This is a genomic window from Chelativorans sp., assembly GCF_031180965.1.
Lineage (GTDB): Bacteria > Pseudomonadota > Alphaproteobacteria > Rhizobiales > Rhizobiaceae > Chelativorans.
On sequence record NZ_JAPSLH010000053.1, the window covers coordinates 1 to 4,469 of the forward strand.

Sequence of the window (4,469 nt, forward strand, 5' to 3'; positions counted from 1 at the left end):
CAAGCGCGACGCGGTCCTTGCGATCAGCTTCACGCCCTATGCACCCGTCACGGCCGACCTCGCGGCGGCTGCCGCGCAGCGCGACGTGCCGGTGGTCGCGATCACCGATTCGGCCTTCAGCCCACTGGTGACGAATGCCGATGTCTGGCTCGAAGTCGCGGAGGCCGATTTCGGCGCGTTCCGGTCGCTCTCCGCGTCCTTTGCCCTTGCCATGGCGCTTGCCGTCGGTACGGCGGAAAAGCGGGCGGAGGGCTGAAAGGAGTCCGACGCCCTCTCGCAGATGAAAATGGGCGCTGCCGCGCCCTTTTGCCTACAGCCGCACCGGCTTCCCACTCTGAGCCGACTCCGTCGCGGCATCCGCAAGACGCTGCGCCATGAGCCCGTCCCGTCCGGTCGGATTGCACGGCTTGCCATCCCGGATGGCGTTCAGGAACACGGTGAGTTCGTCACGATAGGCCTCGGCATAGCGCTCCAGGAAAAAGTCCTGCACCGGGTCGGCGGTGATGCCCGCGGCGTTGGCAACCTCCACAGTCGTGCGATGGATGTTGCCGGCGCGGATCATTCCCTTGGAGCCGTGGACTTCGATCCGCTGGTCGTAGCCATAGGTGGCGCGGCGGGAATTGGAGATCTGGACGATCTTGCCTCTGGCGGTCTTGAGCATGACGGCAGCGGTGTCGACGTCGCCCGCCTGACCGATCGCAGGATCGACGAGAGAGGATCCCACCGCATGCACCTCCACCGGTTCGTCGCCGAGAAGCAGGAAACGGGCCATGTCGAGATCGTGGATCATCATGTCCCGGAACAGGCCGCCGGAGGTGGCGATGTAGCTCACCGGAGGCGGGCCGGGATCGCGGGAGAGGATCGTCACGAGCTCCACTTCTCCTACCTCGCCATCGGCGAGACGGCGGCGCAGGGATGCGAAGTTGGGATCGAAGCGGCGGTTGAAACCGATCATCAGCGGCGTGCCGGCCTTTTCCACCGTAGCGAGGCAGGCTTCGATGCGCTCGCTCGACAGATCGACCGGTTTCTCGCAGAACACGGCCTTGCCGGCGCGCGCGCCGCGCTCGATCAGGTCGGCATGGGTCGTGGTCGGCGTGCAGACGAGGATGGCGTCCACGTCCGAGCGCTCGACGATCTCTTCTAGCGGCGCGACCTCAGCACCCGTCGCGGCCGCCAGCTCCTGTGCGGAGGGAGCGTGCGGATCGGCTACCGCCACGAGCCGAGCATCGGGATGGCCGGCGGCGTTGCGTCCATGAATCCGGCCAATGCGGCCCGCCCCCAAAACAGCGATTTTGATCATGTTTCCCTCGATCCTTTGCCGGCTCACGGCAGATTTGGAATTGATATTCCAGTATAAGATGCTAATAGAATAAACGTTCTATAACGACAAGAGCCAAGCGCGGCTCTCACGCGGTTTATCAAGACCGAGAGCGGGAGGAATAGCATGAAGCCAGCCCTGGATGTGATCACCATCGGGCGCGCCTCGGTCGACCTCTACGGCCAGCAGGTGGGCGGACGGCTGGAAGACATGGCCTCCTTCTCCAAAGCCGTCGGCGGATGCCCGGCCAATATCGCCATCGGAACCGCTCGACTCGGCCTGAAGTCGGGTTTGGTGACCCGTGTCGGCGACGAGGCCATGGGCTGCTTCATCCGCGAGCAGATGGAGCGCGAAGGCGTGTCGACAGCAGGCATCGTCACAGACAGGGAACGGCTGACCGCCCTCGTGATCCTTGGCGTGCGGGACGAGAGCTCCTTCCCGTTGATCTTCTATCGCGACAATTGCGCCGATATGGCGCTCGACGAGAGCGACATCGACGAGAACTTCATCGCCTCCGCCGGCGCCGTCGTCGTCACCGGCACGCATTTTTCACGTGAAACGACGGCTGCTGCGCAGAGGAAGGCCATCCGCATCGCCAAGGCGAACGGCCGCAAGGTGGTGTTCGACGTGGATTACCGCCCGAATCTCTGGGGCCTCCTCGGCCACGGCGCCGGCGAATCGCGCTATGTGCGCTCCGACGCCGTGACGGAACATTTGAGGCCGATCCTCGCCGATTGCGATCTCATCGTCGGCACCGAGGAGGAATTGCACATTGCAGGCGGGTCCGAGGACACCCTGACGGCCATCCGGACGATCCGGGCCGTCTCCAGGGCCACCATCGTGTGCAAGCGAGGCCCCATGGGCTGCGTGGTGTTTCCCGACGCCATTCCGAATTCGCTCGATGACGGTGTGAAGGGGCCCGGCTTCCCGGTCGAGGTCTACAACGTGCTCGGCGCCGGCGACGCCTTCCTGTCCGGTTTTCTGCGCGGGTGGCTCAAAGGCGAGCCGCTCGAGACGTGCTGCGCCTATGCCAATGCGAGCGGCGCCTTCGCGGTGTCGCGGCTGCTCTGCTCTCCCGAGATCCCAACCTTCCCGGAGTTGCAGCACTTCCTGAAGACCGGCAGCCGCCACAAGGCGCTACGTTTCGACGAGACCATCAACCACATTCACTGGGCGACGACACGCCGGCCTCAGAGCGACACGCTTATGGCGCTCGCCATCGACCACCGCATGCAGCTGGAAGCGCTGGCAAAGGAGATCGGCGCGCCCGTCGAGCGCATCCCTGAATTCAAGGTTCTCGCCGTCGACGCTGCAGCGCGGGTGGCGGATGGACGCTCGGGCTTCGGCATGCTGATCGACGGAACTTATGGCCGCGAAGCGCTGTTTCGCGCTGCCGATCACCCGTTCTGGATCGGGCGCCCGGTGGAACTGCCCGGCTCCCGCCCGCTCGATTTCGAGGGCGGCGGCTCGCTCGGCGCCAAGCTGGTGGAATGGCCGGTAGGACACACCATCAAGTGCCTGTGCTTCTATCACCCTGACGACCTGCCGGAGCTGAAGCAGCGACAGGAGCGTGAGCTGCTGCGCCTGCACGATGCCGCGCGCCGCATCGGTCGGGAACTGCTGGTCGAAATTATCGCGGGCAAGCATGGGCCTCTCAGGCCCGATACGGTCGCCGGCATCCTGCAGCGGCTCTACGACCTCGGCATCAGGCCCGACTGGTGGAAGCTCGAGCCGCAGCAGGACGAAGCAGCCTGGCATGCGATCGGCGAGGTGATCACCCGAAACGACGCATACTGCCGCGGCATCGTGCTGCTCGGCCTCGAAGCGCCGGAGAACGAGCTGGAGGCCGCCTTTGCCGCCGCTGCCAAGGAGCCGCAGGTGAAAGGCTTCGCGGTTGGGCGCACCATTTTCAATGATGCAGCGCGGCGCTGGCTCAAGGGTGAGATTTCGGACGAAGCTGCCGTCAGCGACATGGCCTCCCGCTTCCAGCGCCTCGTCGACGCCTGGCAGCGGGTCTCGGCCCGCGCGAAGGCGGCCTAATACCAAGGGCGGAGCCTGTGGACGGCTCCGAACTCTTTTCATGAACCGGAAAACCTGAAAACCCTGCGACGCCCTTCGAGAGGAACACGCATGAGCACGATCCGCCTGACCATGGCGCAAGCCGTTGCCCGCTTCCTGACGGCCCAGAAGACTGAGATCGATGGACGATCGCTGCCGCTCTTCGGCGGCGTCTGGGCCATCTTCGGCCACGGGAACGTGGCCGGCATGGGCGAGGCGCTGCACGGCGTGCGCGATCAGCTCCCCACCTATCGGGCGCATAACGAGCAGGGCATGGCGCATGCGGCAATCGCTTTCGCCAAGGCTTCTCGGCGGCGGCGCATGATGGCCTGCACCACTTCCATCGGCCCAGGAGCCACCAACATGGTGACGGCCGCCGCCGTCGCCCACGTGAACCGCCTCCCGGTACTGCTCCTCCCCGGCGACGTCTTCGCCAATCGGAAGCCCGATCCGGTGCTGCAGCAGATCGAAAGCTTTGCCGACGGCACAGTCTCGGCAAATGACTGCTTCCGGCCGGTCTCCCGTTATTTCGACCGCATCACGCGCCCTGAGCAGATCATTCCGGCGCTCCAGCGCGCCATGACCGTGCTCACGGACCCGGCCGAATGCGGCCCGGTGACCCTTGCACTCTGCCAGGACACGCAGACCGAAGCCTATGACTACCCGGAGAGCTTCTTTGCGGAGAAGATCTGGGCACCGCGCCGCATCCGCCCGGACGAGACGGAACTCGCCCAGGCCGCCGATCTCATCCGCAATGCCAAGAGGCCTTTCATCGTCGCGGGCGGCGGCGTGCTTTATTCGAACGCCGAGACGGCTCTGGCGGAATTCGCGCAGAAGCACGGCCTGCTCGTGGGGGAAACGCAGGCCGGCAAATCGAGCCTCCCGCATGATCATGCATCTTGCCTCGGTGCCGTCGGCGTGACCGGGACGGGCGCAGCCAATGCGCTCGCCGAAGAAGCCGACGTGGTGATCGCGGTCGGCACGCGCCTGCAGGATTTCACCACCGGCTCCTGGGCCCTGTTCAAGAACCCGGACCGGCGCATCGTCGGTCTCAACGTGCAGGCGTTCGACGCCACCAAGCACAACGCGCTCC

At 65.4% G+C, this 4,469-nt stretch carries 4 protein-coding genes; 3 read left to right on the plus strand and 1 reads right to left on the minus strand.

The genetic code is table 11. The features are described from left to right. Positions 1-256: SIS domain-containing protein (locus RIN79_RS21335; protein WP_309086719.1), on the plus strand; the 256-nt coding region annotated here is incomplete at its 5' end. A gap of 54 nt (positions 257-310) precedes the next feature. Here the strand turns inward: RIN79_RS21335 and iolG are convergent. Next, complete coding sequence (gene iolG, locus RIN79_RS21340; protein WP_309086720.1) at positions 311-1,300, minus strand: inositol 2-dehydrogenase; 990 nt, start codon at positions 1,298-1,300, stop codon at positions 311-313. Positions 1,301-1,444: 144 nt separating this feature from the next. Here iolG and iolC point away from each other — a divergent pair, with 144 nt between their 5' ends. Together iolC and RIN79_RS21350 are read left to right on the plus strand one after the other, a co-directional pair. Beyond that, complete coding sequence (gene iolC / locus RIN79_RS21345; RefSeq protein WP_309086721.1) at positions 1,445-3,358, plus strand: 5-dehydro-2-deoxygluconokinase; 1,914 nt, start codon at positions 1,445-1,447, stop codon at positions 3,356-3,358. Positions 3,359-3,448: 90 nt separating this feature from the next. Continuing rightward, a partial coding sequence (locus RIN79_RS21350; protein WP_309086722.1) for a thiamine pyrophosphate-binding protein occupies positions 3,449-4,469 on the plus strand: 1,021 nt, incomplete at its 3' end.

Bases quoted from the DNA above. Each gene is read 5' to 3' on its own strand.
- iolG (WP_309086720.1), bottom strand. From the start codon at position 1,300: ATGATCAAAATCGCTGTTTTGGGGGCGGGCCGCATTGGCCGGATTCAT.
- iolC (WP_309086721.1), top strand. From the start codon at position 1,445: ATGAAGCCAGCCCTGGATGTGATCACCATCGGGCGCGCCTCGGTCGAC.